This is a genomic window from Paenibacillus polymyxa (assembly GCF_015710975.1).
GTDB classification, from domain to species: Bacteria; Bacillota; Bacilli; order Paenibacillales; family Paenibacillaceae; genus Paenibacillus; species Paenibacillus polymyxa.
Window position 1 is genome coordinate 3497529 of the sequence record NZ_CP049783.1, and the last position, 18451, is coordinate 3515979.

Here is an 18451-nt window from a genome sequence, read left to right on the forward strand (position 1 = left end):
CAGGGTATTATAGACAATAATATATTCGAAAAAGGTTCGAATTGAATTTTTATTGGGGGATGTATATGAGATATATAAGCACTAGAGGTCGAGTAGAAGCCAAGGGATTTATTGATACCGTGCTCATGGGGTTAGCTGACGATGGAGGTCTGATGGTACCGGAGCAGATTCCGACCGTGTCGGGAGCTACGCTGGAGCAGTGGGCTACATTGAGCTACAGAGAGCTGCTGCTGGAAGTTTTTGCGCTGTATATCAATGATGAGATTCCTCGTGAAGATTTGGAACAACTGGTAGAGCGCAGCTATGCAAGCTTTCGTCATCCGGAAGTTACGCCAGTGAAGAAGATCAACGATTCCCTGTCTATTTTGGAGCTGTTCCATGGACCTACGTTCGCGTTCAAGGATGTGGCGCTGCAATTTATGGGTGAATTTTATTCCTACGTGTCCAAAAAGCAGAATGAGATCATTCATATTCTGGGTGCAACCTCGGGCGATACCGGGGCAGCAGCCATTCAGGGCGTGCGAGGCAAGGAAGGTATCAAAATCTGTATTTTGCATCCGCATCAAAAAGTGAGCAAGGTACAAGAACTGCAAATGACGACGGTAGACGATGAGAACGTGCTGAATCTATCTGTAAAAGGGAACTTTGACGATTGTCAAAAAGTGATTAAGGACCTGTTTGCAGATTTGGACTTCAAAGCCAAACATCATCTGCGGGCGATTAACTCGATTAACTTTGTGCGTATTTTGGCGCAGACGGTATATTACTTCTATGCTTATTTCCGGGCGCAGGAGTCTGCGGGTACGAAGAAGATCAATGTCAGCGTGCCATCCGGCAACTTTGGCAATATCTTTTCCGGCTTTCTTGCGAAGAAAATGGGTCTGCCCATCCACAAGCTGATCATTGCCACGAACGAAAATAACATTTTGGAGCGCTTCGTGAAGACTGGCGAATACCAGCCGGGCGATTTCAAAAGCACATACAGTCCTTCCATGGACATTCAGGTGGCAAGTAATTTCGAAAGATACCTGTACTACTTCCTCGGAGAGGATGCAGCCAAGGTATCTGAATACATGAATAACCTCAAAACAGAGGGACGGATTGTGATCGGTGCAGAGGATTTGAAACGTGTCCAGCAGGATTTTGAAGCGCTGGGTGCTTCGAATGAGCAGTGTCTGGAGCTGATCAAAAAATACAAAGCTGAATACGATTATTTGCTTGATCCGCATACGGCTTGCGGTATTGCTGCGTATGAGGCGTATAATGGGGCAGACGAAGTCTGTGTGACCTTCGCGACAGCACATCCGGCCAAATTCGATGAGGCGATCCGTCTGGTGGACATTAAGCAGGAATTCCCGGCGCAAATTGAACAATTGTTCTCCAAGCCGCAACACCAGCAGGTGGTAGAGCATGACGAGGCAGAAATTGTGCGTCAGCTTGAAGCCTTTTATGTGTAACAGAATATTTTCGTAATGGTGAGTTGTTACATTCTTACGAATGGGAAAGAGGCTGCGCCCTGGGCGCTAGCCTCCTTTTTTTATATCCATATTTTCCAGACATGATGTATGTTTTAGTTTCAATTTGTTCACATTATAATGCCACATAGAGTAAGGTGTTAGAGCCTTAGAAATCGTGAAAAAAGCCCGTAAATTAAGGGATTTGGCTTTAGGAATATAACAGGCAGTGGTAGGTTCATAGAGTTATTTAATGAAGGATACAAAAATCTTTTATAGGGAAATTGGATGTATTTATATAAAAAATCATGTATAGTTAACTAAATTTTATGAATACATAAAGTTCCACTCTCGAAGGTGCAGAATAAAAGTCATTCCGTCATTTAACAGAGGGGCTAATTATAAAAGGGGTGTATTAAATAATGACCATGATCCGTCCAGAGCAGAGTCAACAAGCAGCAGCCGAATATGTGCAGTCCGTTTTTGAGAAGGTTATCGCGCGCAATCCTCATGAGAATGAATTCCATCAGGCCGTCAAAGAAATTTTGGATTCGCTAATTCCGGTATTGGCTAAGCATCCTAAGTATATGCAGCAGGGGCTTTTGGAACGGCTGGTGGAGCCAGAACGTGTCATTACCTTCCGTGTACCTTGGGTAGACGATGCAGGCAACGTACAGGTCAACCGTGGCTTCCGCGTACAGTTTAACAGTGCGATTGGTCCTTATAAAGGTGGACTTCGCTTCCATCCATCTGTGTACCTGGGTATCGTCAAATTTTTGGGCTTTGAGCAAATTTTCAAAAATGCGTTGACGGGTCTTCCAATCGGTGGTGGCAAAGGCGGTTCGGATTTTGACCCCAAAGGTAAATCAGATAACGAAGTGATGCGTTTTACACAAAGCTTCATGACGGAGCTGTATAAATATATCGGCCCAGATGCCGACGTTCCGGCAGGGGATATTGGTGTAGGTGGCCGTGAGATCGGATACATGTTCGGGCAATACAAGCGGATTCGCGGAGGACATGAAGGCGGCGTCCTGACAGGTAAAGGGATTCATTACGGAGGTAGTCTCACACGTACGGAAGCAACTGGATACGGTTGTGTGTATTTTGTAAACGAGATGCTGCAAGCTCAAGGTTTGTCCTTTGAAGGACAACGTGTTGTTGTGTCGGGCTCGGGGAACGTATCCATTTATGCGATTGAAAAAGCACAGCAGCTCGGTGCTACAGTCGTGGCATGTAGTGACTCGAATGGTTATATCTATGATCCAGACGGTATTGATCTCAAGCTGGTGAAGCAGCTTAAAGAAGTGAATCGTCTGCGGATTAGCGAGTATACGAAAGAGCGTCCAGGCGCAATCTATACAGAGGGCTGCTCAGGTATCTGGTCAATTCCATGCGACATCGCATTGCCATGTGCAACACAGAATGAAATTGACGAGCAAGCAGCACAGTTGCTGGTAAGCAATGGCGTAAAAGCTATCGGTGAAGGTGCGAATATGCCGTCCTCGTTACAGGCCATTGAAGTATTTTTGGAGAACGGAGTTCTGTTTGGACCAGCCAAAGCTGCTAATGCAGGTGGAGTAGCGGTTTCGGCGCTCGAAATGTCGCAGAACAGCATGCGCCTGTCATGGACCTTTGAGGAAGTGGATGCCAAGCTGCATGATATTATGAAAAATATCTATGCTAACAGCGTGAAGGCGGCTGAGGAATACGGCGTGCCAGGCAATCTGGTGGTCGGAGCGAACATCGCCGGATTTGTGCGTGTGGCTGATGCTATGCTGTCTCACGGGATTATCTAACTCAACGCCACAATTCCTTATGTCTATTGTACAATGATTAAACAACCTAGCTAATAAAAGCAAAATTGAAGCTGAGCGGCTCCGTGTGAGTCGCTCAGCTTTTATTTGGCATGAGGCACTTTATTTTTCTCAGGGACTTGATTTATTGCTAAAGAGGATGTATATTACTTGATAGATCAATAATTGATGGATCAAAGGTTGGATCACGAGGCCCAGCGATATGCTAAAGGGAGGAGAGATTGATATCACCCAGACACCATCCGAGGCTGAGTATATTTTTGATATGCTGCTGCTACTGAACAAGCAGATTAGCTCCAAGTTCGAGCGGTGTGCAGGAGTCAGCGCATCCAGATTGCAGCTATTATGCAAGCTGTATCAAGTGGAGGAGATTAGTCAAACGCTGCTGCAAAAAGAGGTTGGCATTGACGCTGCAGCCGTTACGCGTCATTTGAAGCAACTGGAAGCGACAGGAATGGTCACACGACGCACGAAGCCAGAGGACAATAGGGTTACCTTGGTAAGCCTGACCGATTATGGGCGTGTGCGTATTGTCATCTTTAAGCAGGAGCGCTCGCAGTTTGTAGCTCAGCTGCTACAAAGCTTTGACGAGACTCAGCGACATCAGCTAGCCGATATGCTGCAAGTGATGAATAGTCATATATCCAGTATGGACTGACAACATTGTCATATTACAATTACCCACAGAGGAACAAAGGAGAGATTGGAATGAGTAATACGAATACATCCAATATTGTAAAAACGAATGATTTTAAAGAAATCGCATTGGGACGCCGTTCGGTAAAAGTATACGATCCGTCCGTGAAGATCAGCCGCGAGGAAATGACTGAGATTTTGACGGAAGCTACACGTGCACCATCATCCATTAATCTGCAACCTTGGCGTTTCCTTGTGATTGACAGCCCGGAAGGTAAAGCAACCCTGGCACCATTGGCTCGTTTCAACCAACGTCAAGTGGAGACCTCTTCGGCCGTGATCGCTGTGTTTGGGGATCTGAACAACTTTGATAATTTCGAACAAATCTTCGGAGAAGCTGTAGAACTGGGCTATATGCCACAAGACATTAAAGAAATGCAACAGGAAAAAGTAACAGCCCATTTTGCTGCCCTTGATCCCGTTGTGAACAGAGAAACAGTTCTGATCGACGGTGGTTTGGTATCTATGCAGCTTATGCTGGTGGCACGCGCTCATGGCTACGATACCAACGCTATCGGTGGTTATGAAAAGGATCAAATTGCCGAGGCCTTTGGTATGGACAAAGATCGTTATGTTCCTGTTATGCTCATTTCGATGGGTAAAGGAATCAACGAGGGGCACCCGTCCACACGTTTGCCGATTGATCAAATTGCACAGTGGAAATAAGTTAAGTTATATCTATACGCAACATAAAAAACAGGCGGAGCAAAGGACATTCCTTTGCTCCGCCTGTTTTTAGTTTGCCGGATGTAACGCTGATTCGGGAATTGATGACGTCCTTTAGTCTTAGGGTGATCCTTGACCTATATTCGCATCTGGTGTCTGTCCAGAGTCAGCAGTGTCATACTGAGGTGGATGATCACGCTTGGGCCATATAATCTGGTGAGAAGTATGGCTAAGCTCCTCATAAAATAACGGTGCTTTCTTGAACAGGCGTATGACCAGATGGAGAAAGAACCATCCGTTCAACACCAATAGCACAAGACCGATCAGCACACTTACCCAAGGGGACACTTGAGACCGCAGCACAGGTCCACCCAGTACGTAATTCAGTCCAAAATACAACCAGTACAAGAGACTGTACCGCTTGATGAGCTCCCACAAGGAAACTCGTTTTCCTCTCCCTGTAAGATGAATACGTACCAGCCATTTCCCTGGAGTCCGTCCATTCGTCAGGTAAGGAACCACCATAAAGTATATCCCACTGGAAACCCAGAAAGCAGCAGATACATGCAGGGACTCCGTGATGCCGAATAACCCCGTCCAAAGGATAGAATCCACTAAGAAGGCTACTCCTCGTCTCGTATAGGACACCCGTTTGGTTGTAATGTCCACATGCTTGTCCAGATGCTCCAACCGGGGAAGAAAGCGTGAAAACCATTCGCCGAGCAGAAAGCCCAGCATACCGCCCAAAGTATTGGCCATCAGATCGTCCACGTCAAATACACGATACGCATGGTCAAAAAATCCATACAATCCTGTCAGCTGTGTCACCTCAAAGAAGAGAGACAAGGCGAAGGACAGAATCAGACACCAGCCCCATCGTGCACGGAAGTAATAACGTAAGAACATACCGAAAGGCATGGTCATCATTACGTTAAAAACCACTTGCAGAAAAGCACGCTCCTTCAGTAGATGCAAATAACTGGAAGGATGAGCAGGTGAAACGGATGTTTCTCTTATGATGTCTTGCACGAACTGCAAGGGCATCCACTGCAAAGCTCCCCCGGCCAAAGCTGCATTATGACGCGATGCCGGAAGCGGTAGTATGACTAAAAAGAAGGCGTTCATCAAGTATAAAAGCATCAAGTAAAGCAGCCACGCTCTAGCCTTGTGAATATAGCCATGTCTGCGATATTGCACGATAAGGAACGGAAGTGTAAACAATAACGCAGCAACAGGGAAGGCCAGAAAAGCATATGAAACGGGAAACAGATAAGATTGAATCATGAGCTGTTTAAGCCTGCTTTCTCCGGAACTTCACCAAAGACCAGATGACCAAAAATGCCATGAAAGCCACGCATACGCTGATGCTGATCCGATTTTGCGGGTCAATCAAGAACAGGAAGGCAATGACCCAAAGGCATCCGACCGTAACCGCCGTCACATAAGGGAATCCCCATATCTTGAAGGTAGGCTCCACTGGATAAGATTTGCGCAGTTTCAATTGGGACAGGCAGATGCAGCTCCAGACGAGCAGCACGACAAAGCCAGGTACAGCCATCAAAATACGGAACAGCCCTTCCTGAGCGACGTATGCGACCATGGAGCCAACAATCAGGATGACCGCGCACAGTTTGAGACTGTTCACCGGAACTCCATTGGAGGACAGGCGCGCGAGTGATTTGGGACCTTCTCCATTAATCGCCAGCGAATGGAGCATGCGTGTAGCCCCGTAAATTCCCGAATTGGCGGCTGACAGTACAGCAGTGATCAGAATAAAGTTCATGACATGAGCTGAGCCTTGAAGCCCTACAGAAGACAATACCTGTACAAACGGGCTGGTACTTGCATCCAGTTGGTTCCAGGGAATCAAGCCACAAATAATGAGAATAGGCAGCGTATAGAACAAAACAACGCGAAGAATAAAGCTTTTAACCACTTTAGGCAGTACCTTTTCTGGATTTTCAGTCTCCGTCAACGTCAATCCGATCAGCTCAGACCCTCCGTAAGAAAAGGTAACGACCAGCAATGCCGAAAAGATTGCTAGCCAGCCATTGGGGAAAAACCCGCCGTGCTGAGCGTAGTTGCTTAAATAAGGTGGAGTTTCAGTGGGGATAATCCCAAACAGTATACAGCCACCCAAGGCAATGAAGATAATAATCATGGCAATTTTAATGCCTGCCAGCCAAAACTCCAGCTCCCCTAAACCGCCGACACTCAGCATGTTGACGACAATAATGAAAGCCGCACTCGCTAAACTGAGGAGCCATAGAGGGACATCTGGCAGCCAATATTGCAGGAAGCTTCCCGCGGCAATGACCTCAATGACACAGACAGCCAGCCACATGAAGCAATACAACCAGCCGATAATAAAAGAAAGTCGTTCTCCAAAAGCCTTGCGAATAAAATCCTTCATATTCATGTTGGGGTAGACGGTAGCCATCTCGGCAATCGCACCCATAACGACCAAGAGCAGCAGTCCTGCGAAGACATAGGATAAAATAACTCCAGGTCCTGCCAAGCTAATCGTTTCGGTACTTCCCTTAAAAATACCCGTCCCGATGACTCCACCCATAGCCATAAAGGTAATATGCCGTGGTCGAAGCTTTTTGTGTAAAGTTGCTTCATTTGATTTCAATATGAAATCCTCCTTCATCATAGTGTACAGCTTCAGCATAGCCCAAGCAGGGTTACTTCAATTAGACTTATACTACATGAAAATATCCAATTAGGAAATGAAAGAAATAGGATCTGGTAGGGAGATTAAAATAGATAGAGGAAAAAATGTAGAAACAGAGACAGAATGATATTGTTGACGATTGTTGTAATATCGATATCATTCTGTCTTTATGTTATATTCACCTTGTTTCGCGCGGGAATAATTGTTTCATGGTAGCCAAAGTAAAGGATGATATATAATGAGGTTGGTTTGGAAAAAAGTATGAATTTATGAAGCGGAGGCTTTGATACGTGAAGGATCGGCAAAAGCAGACAGGTTCTCAATCCGGGATGAGCAAGGGGCATGAAGCTGATGAGCTGAACAAGCTACTGTCCGTATGGCTCCATTCGTCGATCCGTGTCATGGATGTCCGGCACATTCGACTGGAAGCGGAAGAGCTGGTTCAATTATATCGTCTTCCAGCGCACGCTTTTGTGTTCATGCTACAGGGTAGCGTGCACTTGGATGATGATTGGAAGGATGCATCCCATTCAGGCTATGTACTACATGGTGGCAAGGGCTTTGAACTGAATATCAAGCCTTCATCATGCGGGATCGAATATATTCTTGTACTATATAAAGCAACTTCTTTATCAGGACGCACAGTTTATCATCAACCTTCGGCAGCTTATGGTTTCATACCGCCCTATCCGGCTATACTATATCAAAAGCTGCAGCTACTGGCGAACACATGGCAGGATCAAGAGGCGTTATCCAAAGTTCAGGCGCAGGGTCGGTTCTATGATTTTGCATATGAATGTATGCGCCAATCGCAGGAACCGCAGGCTCGGACCTCCACGCGGGATGTCGTGGCACAGGCAATTCGATTTATGCAGGCTCATTATGCGGAGTCCATCACGCTGGAACGTTTGGCCGGATTATTGGAATGTAGTCCGCGACACCTGACCCGGTTATTTAAAAAACAAACGGATAGTAGCCCGATTACGTACTTGATTCAATTACGGATGGACAAGGCGAAGGAGCTTTTGCGGAAGACGGATGCTACTTTGCAGGATATTGCTGCGAGTGTGGGGTATTCAGATGTCTATTTCTTTAGCCGGGCATTCAAAAAATATACTGGCGTATCCCCGGTTCATTATCGGGACAGCTTATATTCATCTGCTTTTGTTAGTGATATGCGTCTGGATAATCCATCAAGCCTGTCTGAATGTTCCATTGATTCAACAGGTGGTGCCCTGCATACTGGTATTGAGGATAATAATCATTATCAAAACCATGACGAAGGGATTTTACAAATGAATAGAAACACAAAGCATTCCATGGCATTTATTGTATTGCTTAGTTTTACCCTGCTGCTGAGCGCGTGCTCAGGCACATCCAGTCCTACGGCAACCGATGGCGCTTCGCAAGGGAACAATAATACATCAGCAGAACCAGCATCACAGGAAAGGGTACTGAAGGATGCACTTGGGCATGAGGTGAAGGTTCCGGCTCAGCCTCAGCGTGTGCTCGCTTCTTATCTGGAGGATCATCTGGTGGCGTTGGGTGTTAAACCGGTAGCCCAATGGTCGGTGGGTAAAAATTCAGTTCAAGCTTACCTGCAAAAAGAACTGAAAGATGTTCCTGCCATCGCTTCAGATCTTCCGTTCGAGGCGGTTCTGAACTTCAAGCCTGACTTGATCATTATGGACAGTGCGAGCATGGTGGAAGGCGACAAATATGATCAATACTCCAAAATTGCTCCAACCTACGTTGTGGGCAGTAATATGAATAATGATTGGCGCCAAGAGCTGCTGACCGTGGGTGAGGTGCTGAATAAGAGCAGTGAAGCGAAGCAGGCATTAAGCAATTACGACAAAAAAGCAGCAGAGGCGAAAGCCAAGCTCAGTCAGACGGTAGGACAAAAAACGGCTGCGGCATTGTGGGTAACGGATAAAAACGTATATGTGGTGAACCAGAATCTATCTAGCGGGGATGTATTGTACAAGGATTTGGGATTCAAGATTCCACAGGTCGTACAAGAGATTTCCAAAACGGCCAAGGCGAACTGGAGCAACTTATCCCTGGAAAAACTAGCTGAGCTGGACGCTGATTATATCTTTATCGTGAACAGCAAAAATGTGAGTAAGGATGAGATTATTAAAGATCCAGTCTGGGCAGGAATTCCGGCAGTCAAAGAAGGCCATGTATACGAATTTGGCAAGGATTCCAGCTGGCTGTATACAGGTACAATTGCAAACAGTCAAATGATTGATGATGTTCTGAAAAATGTAATGAAGTAAGCAAAACGGTAATCAAAAAACGCTGCTCATCTTGACGACAGTATGTCGCAGGAAGGAGAGCGTTTTTTTATATAAAAAGATGCCTGCAAAGGGCAGACATCTGATTTATTTTCGATATTAGGATTGCGGAGATACCAGGATTTTAACCTGATTTTTTTCTTTCAGAAGACCTTCAAAGCCTTGCTCGATCACTTCTTCGAGCTTAATACGTTTGGTCACAAGTTTGTCAGCAGGGAAATATCCTTTTTCCATCAAGCTGATGACAGCCGGGAATACATCACGGTAGCCGATAATACCAGTCAGATTGCGTTCCTTCATGACAATATTGTTCGGTTTGATCGGAGCTTCTTTTTCAAAAATGCTGACGATCATGATTTGTCCGCTGATTTTAGTGGATTCAATCGCTTGAGTCAGCACAGGAGGTACTCCAGTGACTTCATAGGCTACATCTACGCCACCGTTAGTCCGTTTGTGCAGTTCTTCCACAACATCATAAGTTTTAGGATCAAGCACGATAGCACCCAGCTCTTCAGCTTTAGCTTTACGCTCCTCGGAAAGCTCTACCGCATAAATCTCAGATGCGCCCGAAGCTTTCAACGCTTCAATAACCAGCAATCCGATAGGACCAGCGCCAAACACGACAGCTTTGTCGCCGACTTTCAGTTGGCTTTGACGTACAGCATACAAAGCAACGGCCGAAGGCTCTACCAAAGCGCCTTGCTCGAAGGATACGCTTTCTGGAATTTTGTGAACCATGTGCTCGTCAGCTGCGACATATTCAGAAAATCCACCGCCGCCGCCTGCCAAACCGAGGAAGCCCATTTTATCGCAAAGGTTATATTTGCCTTGTCTACATGCATCACATTCTCCACATGCAAAAACCGGTTCTACGACTACACGGTCGCCAACCTGAATTTTAGTTACACCTTCACCGATTTCAACGACTTGTCCAGAAAATTCATGTCCCATCACAATCGGAGCTTTTTCGCCAGTCAGTGGATGCTGAGCGTTTTCAGGAATGAAGATCGGTCCTGCTACATATTCGTGAAGATCACTTCCGCAAATGCCACACCATTCCACTTTGATCTTTACTTTTCCTGGAAGAGCAGCGGGTTGCTCAATGTTTTCCAAACGTAAATCTTTTACTCCATGCCATCTCAATGCTTGCATGTCTTGTCATCTCCTTGATGAATATATGATCATTGCCGCTATAAAAGTGAATGAATAAGGAAACGTTTCCGAAAAATAATATGTCACAATTTTTACACATTGTCAAACCAAATTAATGCAAAAAGCACTTGATTTTTTTGTGAATATAATCACTTGTGACTATGGCGCTATATTTGACTCGTTGCTTAGTACAAAAGAATTTTTACTACTTTTGCAGGTGAAGCAGAGGCTAGAAAGAAAACGAATTCAATTTTTAGAGGTGCATTCTGTGGTATAATATCTATATTAGAGAGTTTATGTATATAGAGAGAAAACGATTCCGAGCGTGAAAGGATTTTGGGTGTGTCAGAGCAAAAGAAAGTAACTATAGAGGATGTAGCCAAGCGGGCAGGGGTCGGTATTGCGACTGTCTCCAGGGCTATTAATGATAGCGAGGGCATCAGCCCCAAAACAAAGGCATTTATTTTGCAAGTAATTGAAGAAATGGGTTTTACGCCCAATACCTCAGCTCAAAGCCTAAAGGTGCGGCAGACACGGCAAATTGCGCTGGCTGTACCGGATATCCGGAACGCGATCATTCCAGAGATTGCTTGGTCCGTAGAACAGGCCGCCAAGCAGCACGGTTATCGTGTCGTGCAGATCAATACGGCCGGGAATGCCAGGATGGAGCTTGAAACGGTGCGTGAGGTTAAGAAGCTGCATGTAGACGGGCTCATCATTATGCCGCTGGCGTATCCCAAAATGTTGGTTGATCTGATTAACAAAGCGAACGTTCCCGTGTCTATTATTAACTATGGCAAGAAGCTGGGTGAAGACGTCAAAGCGGATATCGTCAGTCTGGCCCGGCAAGAGGGAAGACTTGTGATGGAGCATTTGCTTAAAATCGGAAGAACGAGAATTGCTTATGCAGGTGCAGCGAAGGACAAAATCGAGGAGAGATACTTCGCTTATGAGCAGTCTCTCCAGCATGTGGACCCTTCACTGGTGTATTTTGGCGATGACTTTTCCTTCGAGACCGGGCTACGGGCAGCCGATTATTTTTACAGCTTGAAAAATATGCCGGATGCGATTTATGCAGTTAATGATATGGTGGCCATAGGAATCGTAAACCGCTTTAAGGATTTGGGTGTAAAAGTACCGCAAGAGGTTGCAGTGGTCGGTATTGATAACAATTTGTGGGCTACGGTAACGACCCCGCAGATCAGCTCAGTTTCTATCATGGGGGAAGAGGTGGCACGCCTGGCTGCGGAACTGCTGCTTAAGCGAATTCAGGAACAGACCGTGGGGGATTATGAGCGTATACAGTTTGAGCCTCGTTTGATTGTCAGGGAATCCAGCGTCTCCGTGATCCGTAAGCCTACGGTTGGGCATGACGAGTAAAGTAAGTCTAGCTCTGCACCCTATTCCGTTATAACCATGGATGAATGGCTGCAGGCGTAATAGATATGGATAGGAGAGTGGATTCATGTCAAAAGGTAGCGTGTTCGTTTCTGGAGCTTGTACTACATTATTGCTGGCTGTAATCCTAGGGTGTACTCCCCATGCTGACCCTGCGTCGCCGTCTGGAGCAAGCAATGAGGAGCCCAAGCAAAGTGCGGCCAGTGCAACCAGTACGCAGCATACCCAGCAAAGTAAAGAGGAACTTGTACTGTCCTTTTATAAGGCTTCATCCCTCAGTGATGAAGCAAAAGTACGTCACATGACGGACCATTTGGCAGGTATCGATTGGGGAAAGATGAACGAAATCAGTGAACATCAAAGCATGGACATCATCGAATATTTATATAAGCAGCGCGCTTTGATTCCTTCGGAAAGTTTCCCGAATGTGATCAAGGGCACTGCTGGCTTGGATGGAGCGCTAACTGAAGAATACGATAATCTTATGGAAGATTTGTTTACAAGGGACAAAACTACGATGATCCGAGCATTGGCAAATATGGACAAAACCAACCGCGTACAAGGTATAGGGGGCATCGGGTATGCTCTCAGCTATAGAGACCCGAAGGAAGTCAAGAAAGAGATTAAACAATGGCAGGCAGGACAACAGCTTACTACGGCAGAGAAGGATGTTATTCGTGCTCTGTTCGCCAAGCTGGATAATCCGTACTGATGCTGAATGAGTGATGATCTTTGCCTCGAAGTATATAAAATGAAAAGCTGCTTCTCTACCCGAGGCAGCTTTTTTGTGCTGTTTGTACATCCTGCGATTATGATTGGAGGTAATCCTGATCTACACGCAAGCGCTTGATATCACGAATTGGAGGGAGGCCGAACAAGCGAGCGTATTCACGACTGAATTGAGAGGGACTTTCGTAGCCTACCTGAAAACCGACATCTGCCGCATCTGCTGATTCAGATAACAACAGGCGACGGGCCTCTTGCAGACGTAATTGTTTTTGATATTGCATTGGGCTCATAGCTGTAACCTCTTTAAAATGACGATGTAGCGACGAAGGACTCATATTAGCCAGTTGGGACAATTCATCAATTCGCAACGGCTTATCATAATCTTGTTTAATTCGCTTTATGACTTCTGCGATCCGGTTTGAATGGCTACCAGTCATGACCAGTTGTTTTAAGGACTCTCCCTGCTTCCCCTGTAAAATCCTATACAATATCTCACGTATAACTAATGGAGCCAGCACCGGAATATCCTGCGGTCTTTCCAAAAGCCGTACGAGCCTTACTACGGCATCCAGCAGTAGGGAGTTGGTCTGGCTTACATACAAGCCTCGTCTGGAATCAGGTATTGGGCTAGTAGGAAAAGCAGCTTCTCTGATCAAATCCAAAACTTGATGCGGATCAAAATTGAGCCGGAGGCACAAGTACGGAGCTTCTGCTGAGGCTTGTATCACCTGCCCGGAAATTGGTAAATCTACCGAAACCACAAGGTAGTCGGATGTGCCGTAATAGTAACTTTCCTCTGCGAGTATCACGACTTTTTTTCCCTGAGCCACAATGCATAAGGCGGGTTCATGGACCTGATAAATTGGAACGGTGGTAGTCGAACTTCGGACGAAGTGAAGTGAAGGGATATCTGTAGCGTGAACTCCGTCGTGACTTGTAAATTGTTCTATGAGACTGGTCAATTCGGCTTGCTTTTCCGTGGTAGAACTCTCAATTTCGGTTGCTTTCACTATACCCCTCCCTTTTTTACACCGTAGTAATCTTCACTCTTCAGTGGACAAATTTACTTTGAGATGCGCTTTGTTTTTCGATATGGATTTGAATTCATATTAAGTGTCTTTGGAGGATTAGGCAATAATTTGCTCTGATTCTTCTACCATCTCCAATCACCATCGTCTCATAATAAAGATGTAGAAACAATGCTCAATAAACATGTGAAAAGGAAAACAGCATTCTACTTCAATAATTTCTTAACTAAAGGAGGAATAAGCATGTTAGATATTAAAGGGAAAGTTGCAGCTATTACAGGAGCAAGCAGTGGAATCGGTGAAGCTACTGCTCGTTTACTTGCTCAACATGGGGCTCATGTTGTATTAGGAGCCAGACGCACAGAACGACTGGAGGCTCTTACCTCCGAAATTCGTTCAAAAGGGGGATCGGCTGATTATATGCAACTGGATGTGACCCAAAGGGAGCAGATGGAAGCGTTCATTAAGTACGCTGAAAAACGGTTTGGACGTGTGGATGTCATTGTGAACAATGCAGGAGTGATGCCTCTTTCAAAATTGGAAGCCCTGAAAGTAGAAGAATGGGACCGCATGATTGATGTTAATATACGAGGCGTTCTGCATGGGATCGCGGCAGGGCTTCCCATCATGAAAAAACAAGGATTTGGTCAGTTTATCAATATTGCTTCTATTGGCGCGTATAGTGTAACGCCGACTGCAGCAGTATACTGCGCAACGAAGTATGCAGTTCGGGCGATTTCTGAGGGGTTGCGTATGGAGGTTGGTGGGGATATTCGTGTAACGCTGGTATCACCGGGAGTAACCGAATCCGAGCTTGCCGACAGTATTTCAGATGAAGAGGCTCGGCAGGGAATGAAAGAATACCGCCGTATTTCGATTTCGCCGGATGCCATTGCTCGTTCCATTGTGTATGCCATGGAGCAGCCTGCGGATGTAGATGTGAATGAAATCATTGTCAGACCCACGGCAAGCACAAATTAACTCCATGCAATAAAATCCGTGGTTCCATCTCTGCATTCAGATTGTTTTGTCCCCTATCCTTCTTTGCCGATGGGGGATTATTTTATGCGGGTTTACTTTTACCAATGTTTGTGTTAAGTTAATTTCGACAAACATCGAAATTAAGACTGGAACCGAAGGGAGACGAACAGGGTGAAAGAGACAACAGAGATGCAGCAAGCTGTAAAAATATATAAAGCACTTGGAGAACCGACTCGTCTCAAGATAGCACTTCTGCTAAAAGAGGAAAGTGATCAATGCTGCTCTGTACTGGGCGAGAAGCTGAACAGTGTAGCTATTTCAACGCTATCGCACCATTTGAAGCAAATGGCAGAGTCGGGGCTGCTCACATACCGTAAAGAGGGGACGTTTATTTATTACAGTTTGGATGTGGAAGCAGCACAGAAATATGCCCCGTTCCTGTTGACATAATTTTTTTTAGTCTTAATTTCGATATTTGTAAAAATACAAAAATATAAAAAAAATAAAGAAAAGAGGCGTTTTTTAAAATGCAGAGCACGTGGAAGGTGTACATTTTGGCCATTGTCAGTTTTTTGGTAGGTACATCTGAGTACATTATCTCAGGTATTTTGGATCAGATTGCGACAACCATGGGGATTACGGTGTCCGCAGCGGGCCAGTTGATTACCGTCTTTTCTCTTGCTTACGCGATAGGCACGCCGATTCTGATGGCAGTAACCGCTAAATGGGACAGACGCAACCTGCTCTTGAGTTCCTTAGGATTATTTGCAGTAGCCAATATGCTCTCCTTTGTCTTGCCAGGTTTTGGGATGTTTATTGCCGCACGTATTCTGATGGCCCTCGGGGCGGGGATGGTCGTGGTTACTGCACTGAGCATTGCTGCAAAAATAGCCCCAGTTGGCAAGCAGGCCAGTTCTATTGCTACAGTCACTATGGGTTTTACAGCCTCGCTGATTATAGGTGTGCCGCTTGGGAGAATGATCTCTTCTGCATATGGCTGGAAAACCGTATTTCTCGGCATCGCTTTAGCGGGGATTATTGCCTTGATCGTTATCGCTATGACAATCCCTCGCTTGAAAGGAGATCAACCGATCCCTTTACTGCAGCAGTTTGCACTTCTGAAAAAGCCTGAAGTTGCCTTGGGATTAGGCATTACCTTTTTTTGGCTAGGAGGTTATTCACTCGCGTATACTTACATCTCACCGTACTTGCTGAATGTATCAGGTGTAGGAGAGGATATGCTAAGCTCAGTATTACTCGCCTTCGGAATTGCCAGTCTAATCGGGTCAAAAATTGGTGGATACAGTGCGGATAAAAAGGGTATACCCTTTACATTATTAGGGGGCATGATGTTGCACGGTATTTCGTTACTCTTAATTCCTTTTGCCGCGCATTCCCTGATTGCACTATTTGCTTTATTGATCCTATGGTCGTTCGCAGCCTGGACAACCGGACCTACTCAACAATATAACTTGGTCACTCTCATACCGGAATCTTCCGGTGTGATGCTGAGTCTCAACCAGTCTACCATGCAGCTTGCTATGGCAGCGGGAGCCGGAATTGGCGGTGTAGTTGTTGGTCAGGTTACGCTGGCCTCCATCCCTTGGTTTGGAGCAGCTGGTGTCGCTATCGCCATGGTAGCTGTATATTTACTTTCACGAAGATCTTCGGTTCACACGGAATTGGGTGTGACAGAATAAAGAATTATAGAAAAATGAGCTCAGCGGTAGATGGCATCGCTGGGCTTGTTTGTTTTGAATGAGCACTCATATGCTCTCTGAAAGCAGGAAGGTCTATCCAAACGCAATATCAGTAATTTTGCCGCCTTCTTTAAAACCGATATTTTTATAAACTTGATTGGAAACTGAATTTTTTACATCTGCGTAAAGCATGGGGGTTAGCTGCTCATTTTTTAAAATGGAACATAACCCCGATACAATTGCGCTGGCACAACCTTTTTTTCGCCAGGTAGGGGGAGTATAAACAGCATTAATACGGCCATGCCTTGGAGAACGATGAGCAATGTTAGCCATGGACACGGGCATACTATTTACAATCCAAAGATATAAATTCCCTGTCTCGATCGCTGCCTTCGCAGCTGATATTTGACTAGTCGGATCAACTGAACGGTCTAAAGCATCTTTTGAAAAACCAGCTAGAAGCTGGGCAACTACCTGTACGTCCTCTGAAGTGGCTTGTCGTATGATCCCCTCAACGCCGGAAGGTTTGTTGTATTCAGGACAGAAATAAGATTCCATAACCATATGAGTATGTACCTGAGCAGTATGCCGCTCGGCGTAAGCATGTGCGAAATTCTCGGCTGTTTCGACATCACCACATACACCTGATAGGTTGGTTCCTTCTAAATAATGTAAGAGTTCTTCGATATAGGTTAACTTATGGTTGCCGATGATTTGCTGCGAAATCCATAGCCAAGCCTTATGTCCGGGTGATTGAGCGAAAATCATATTTCCATCAAACGTTTTAAGGCATGTTGATTCTTCTGACTCACATATTCGATGAAGCAAATTATATCGAACCTCATCAATCAAAAATGGATTGTGATTTAATAGATCATCGAATGGGACTAGCTGCTCAATCATGGCTTTGCCTCCCTAAAAAATGAGGTTTGATCTAATGTACTTGTATATGCTATGAAAATAAACTGCTACGAAGTGCTGCTGTTATATCTCTACTAAGATTTAAACTTCCGCGCTATAAGCTTCTTATTCTTTTGTCGCCAAATCCATCTTTCGATAAAGTTTTTTTCTTTTCTTTCCTGAAGCGTTTCCTTCATCCCTTTAATGAGAAATTCGGATCTTCGCTTGTCGTTCCTGCTAATTTCACGTAGTTCCTCAATAAATTTATCGTCCATGTCTGCATCTCCGTTAGTTCAGGATTTTCCAAATTACTAAGATAAATTATACAGAACGTATGTTCCTTTTTCAAGTCTGCGTCTACTCTATTCAACACATAACCATTTTTAGATGAATGCTGTGAGGCCCGCGCCAATTGAATAGGGAAGCATATGCTAGAGTTGAAAGGAGGAATTTACAACATGACTAATAAAGCATACGTATCTCAAACGTATCCACGCCTTACAGTCTACAATGAAGAAAATTTTCGGGGTTCTAGCAGAGTATTCAGAGGAAACCTAGGTATCCGCAACACCGATAATATTCTCGACGGCATCGAAAGTCTGCGTTTCTTTTCTACCAGCAGCAATGCTACACTTGTACTCTTTACTGGCACGCGGTTTAGAGGTAACTTCCGTGTGTATAGAGGCAATCGCAGCATCGCCGACCTGGATGATCTGATTCGCGGGAATGATGTGGAATCTATTATCTCTACCAATCAACGTTTGACGTTGCAGCAAATCCGTAATATCCGCAGTACTGGCAGACTGCCATCCGGCTATCGGATCATCTAACGGTCTTTAGTTTATAAATACGCTATTTTACTAGACTGTTTCAGAAGCTTGCAGGTTTGGGGCTTCTGGAACGGTTTTTGTATGATGGAACTGGAAAATATGAGTAATACTTTAAAAGTAAAA

The 18451-nt window shown here is 45.1% G+C and carries 17 protein-coding genes; 11 read left to right on the top strand and 6 right to left on the bottom strand.

Annotated elements, in window-relative coordinates; all coding sequences use genetic code 11:
- The first annotated feature begins 65 nt into the window (after positions 1-65).
- From thrC to G7035_RS15645, 4 genes are all read left to right on the top strand, one after another.
- On the top strand, positions 66-1457 hold the full coding sequence (thrC, locus tag G7035_RS15630) for a threonine synthase (protein WP_019688218.1): 1392 nt from the start codon (positions 66-68) through the stop codon (positions 1455-1457).
- Positions 1458-1876: 419 nt separating this feature from the next.
- Complete coding sequence (gdhA, locus tag G7035_RS15635) at positions 1877-3253, top strand: NADP-specific glutamate dehydrogenase (RefSeq protein ID WP_019688217.1); 1377 nt, start codon at positions 1877-1879, stop codon at positions 3251-3253.
- A 283-nt stretch (positions 3254-3536) separates the two neighbouring features.
- Positions 3537-3929 (top strand): MarR family winged helix-turn-helix transcriptional regulator, encoded by a 393-nt coding sequence (locus G7035_RS15640; RefSeq protein WP_049789358.1) that lies wholly within the window; start codon positions 3537-3539, stop codon positions 3927-3929.
- 50 nt (positions 3930-3979) lie between these two features.
- On the top strand, positions 3980-4633 hold the full coding sequence (locus tag G7035_RS15645) for a nitroreductase family protein (protein ID WP_016821829.1): 654 nt from the start codon (positions 3980-3982) through the stop codon (positions 4631-4633).
- Positions 4634-4753: 120 nt separating this feature from the next.
- Here G7035_RS15645 and G7035_RS15650 read toward each other — a convergent pair whose 3' ends face one another.
- Complete coding sequence (locus G7035_RS15650; RefSeq protein ID WP_019688215.1) at positions 4754-5917, bottom strand: VanZ family protein; 1164 nt, start codon at positions 5915-5917, stop codon at positions 4754-4756.
- Between the two features lie 7 nt (positions 5918-5924).
- Positions 5925-7268 carry an amino acid permease gene (locus G7035_RS15655; RefSeq protein WP_193775538.1) on the bottom strand — a complete coding sequence of 448 codons (1344 nt, stop codon included), beginning with the start codon at positions 7266-7268 and terminating at the stop codon, positions 5925-5927.
- Positions 7269-7639: 371 nt separating this feature from the next.
- Here G7035_RS15655 and G7035_RS15660 point away from each other — a divergent pair, with 371 nt between their 5' ends.
- Entirely contained in the window at positions 7640-9592 is a 1953-nt protein-coding gene (locus G7035_RS15660; RefSeq protein WP_080561210.1) for an AraC family transcriptional regulator, read from the top strand.
- A gap of 117 nt (positions 9593-9709) precedes the next feature.
- Here G7035_RS15660 and G7035_RS15665 read toward each other — a convergent pair whose 3' ends face one another.
- Positions 9710-10762, bottom strand: a complete 1053-nt coding sequence (locus G7035_RS15665; protein ID WP_019688213.1) for a 2,3-butanediol dehydrogenase — start codon at positions 10760-10762, stop codon at positions 9710-9712.
- A 342-nt stretch (positions 10763-11104) separates the two neighbouring features.
- Between G7035_RS15665 and G7035_RS15670 the strand changes: the two genes are divergently transcribed.
- Both G7035_RS15670 and G7035_RS15675 read left to right on the top strand, forming a co-directional pair.
- Entirely contained in the window at positions 11105-12142 is a 1038-nt protein-coding gene (locus tag G7035_RS15670; RefSeq protein ID WP_016821824.1) for a LacI family DNA-binding transcriptional regulator, read from the top strand.
- Positions 12143-12227: 85 nt separating this feature from the next.
- Entirely contained in the window at positions 12228-12872 is a 645-nt protein-coding gene (locus tag G7035_RS15675; protein WP_019688212.1) for a hypothetical protein, read from the top strand.
- A 97-nt stretch (positions 12873-12969) separates the two neighbouring features.
- On the opposite strand, the gene G7035_RS15680 is transcribed toward G7035_RS15675, so the two are convergent.
- A complete protein-coding gene (locus G7035_RS15680; RefSeq protein ID WP_019688211.1) occupies positions 12970-13899 on the bottom strand; it encodes an AraC family transcriptional regulator in 930 nt (309 codons plus the stop codon).
- Positions 13900-14160: 261 nt separating this feature from the next.
- Here G7035_RS15680 and G7035_RS15685 point away from each other — a divergent pair, with 261 nt between their 5' ends.
- The 3 genes from G7035_RS15685 (at position 14161) to G7035_RS15695 (ending at position 16598) form a co-directional block, all read left to right on the top strand.
- Complete coding sequence (locus tag G7035_RS15685) at positions 14161-14898, top strand: SDR family oxidoreductase (RefSeq protein WP_016821821.1); 738 nt, start codon at positions 14161-14163, stop codon at positions 14896-14898.
- Between the two features lie 171 nt (positions 14899-15069).
- Complete coding sequence (locus tag G7035_RS15690) at positions 15070-15348, top strand: ArsR/SmtB family transcription factor (protein ID WP_016821820.1); 279 nt, start codon at positions 15070-15072, stop codon at positions 15346-15348.
- Between the two features lie 77 nt (positions 15349-15425).
- On the top strand, positions 15426-16598 hold the full coding sequence (locus G7035_RS15695; protein WP_019688210.1) for an MFS transporter: 1173 nt from the start codon (positions 15426-15428) through the stop codon (positions 16596-16598).
- A gap of 93 nt (positions 16599-16691) precedes the next feature.
- Here the strand turns inward: G7035_RS15695 and G7035_RS15700 are convergent, their stop codons facing one another.
- Both G7035_RS15700 and G7035_RS15705 read right to left on the bottom strand, forming a co-directional pair.
- Positions 16692-17501, bottom strand: a complete 810-nt coding sequence (locus G7035_RS15700; protein ID WP_019688209.1) for a GNAT family N-acetyltransferase — start codon at positions 17499-17501, stop codon at positions 16692-16694.
- Positions 17502-17593: 92 nt separating this feature from the next.
- On the bottom strand, positions 17594-17773 hold the full coding sequence (locus G7035_RS15705; protein WP_013311365.1) for a hypothetical protein: 180 nt from the start codon (positions 17771-17773) through the stop codon (positions 17594-17596).
- A gap of 183 nt (positions 17774-17956) precedes the next feature.
- Here G7035_RS15705 and G7035_RS15710 point away from each other — a divergent pair, with 183 nt between their 5' ends.
- Positions 17957-18328, top strand: a complete 372-nt coding sequence (locus G7035_RS15710; protein WP_016821817.1) for a hypothetical protein — start codon at positions 17957-17959, stop codon at positions 18326-18328.
- The last annotated feature ends 123 nt before the right edge of the window (positions 18329-18451 follow it).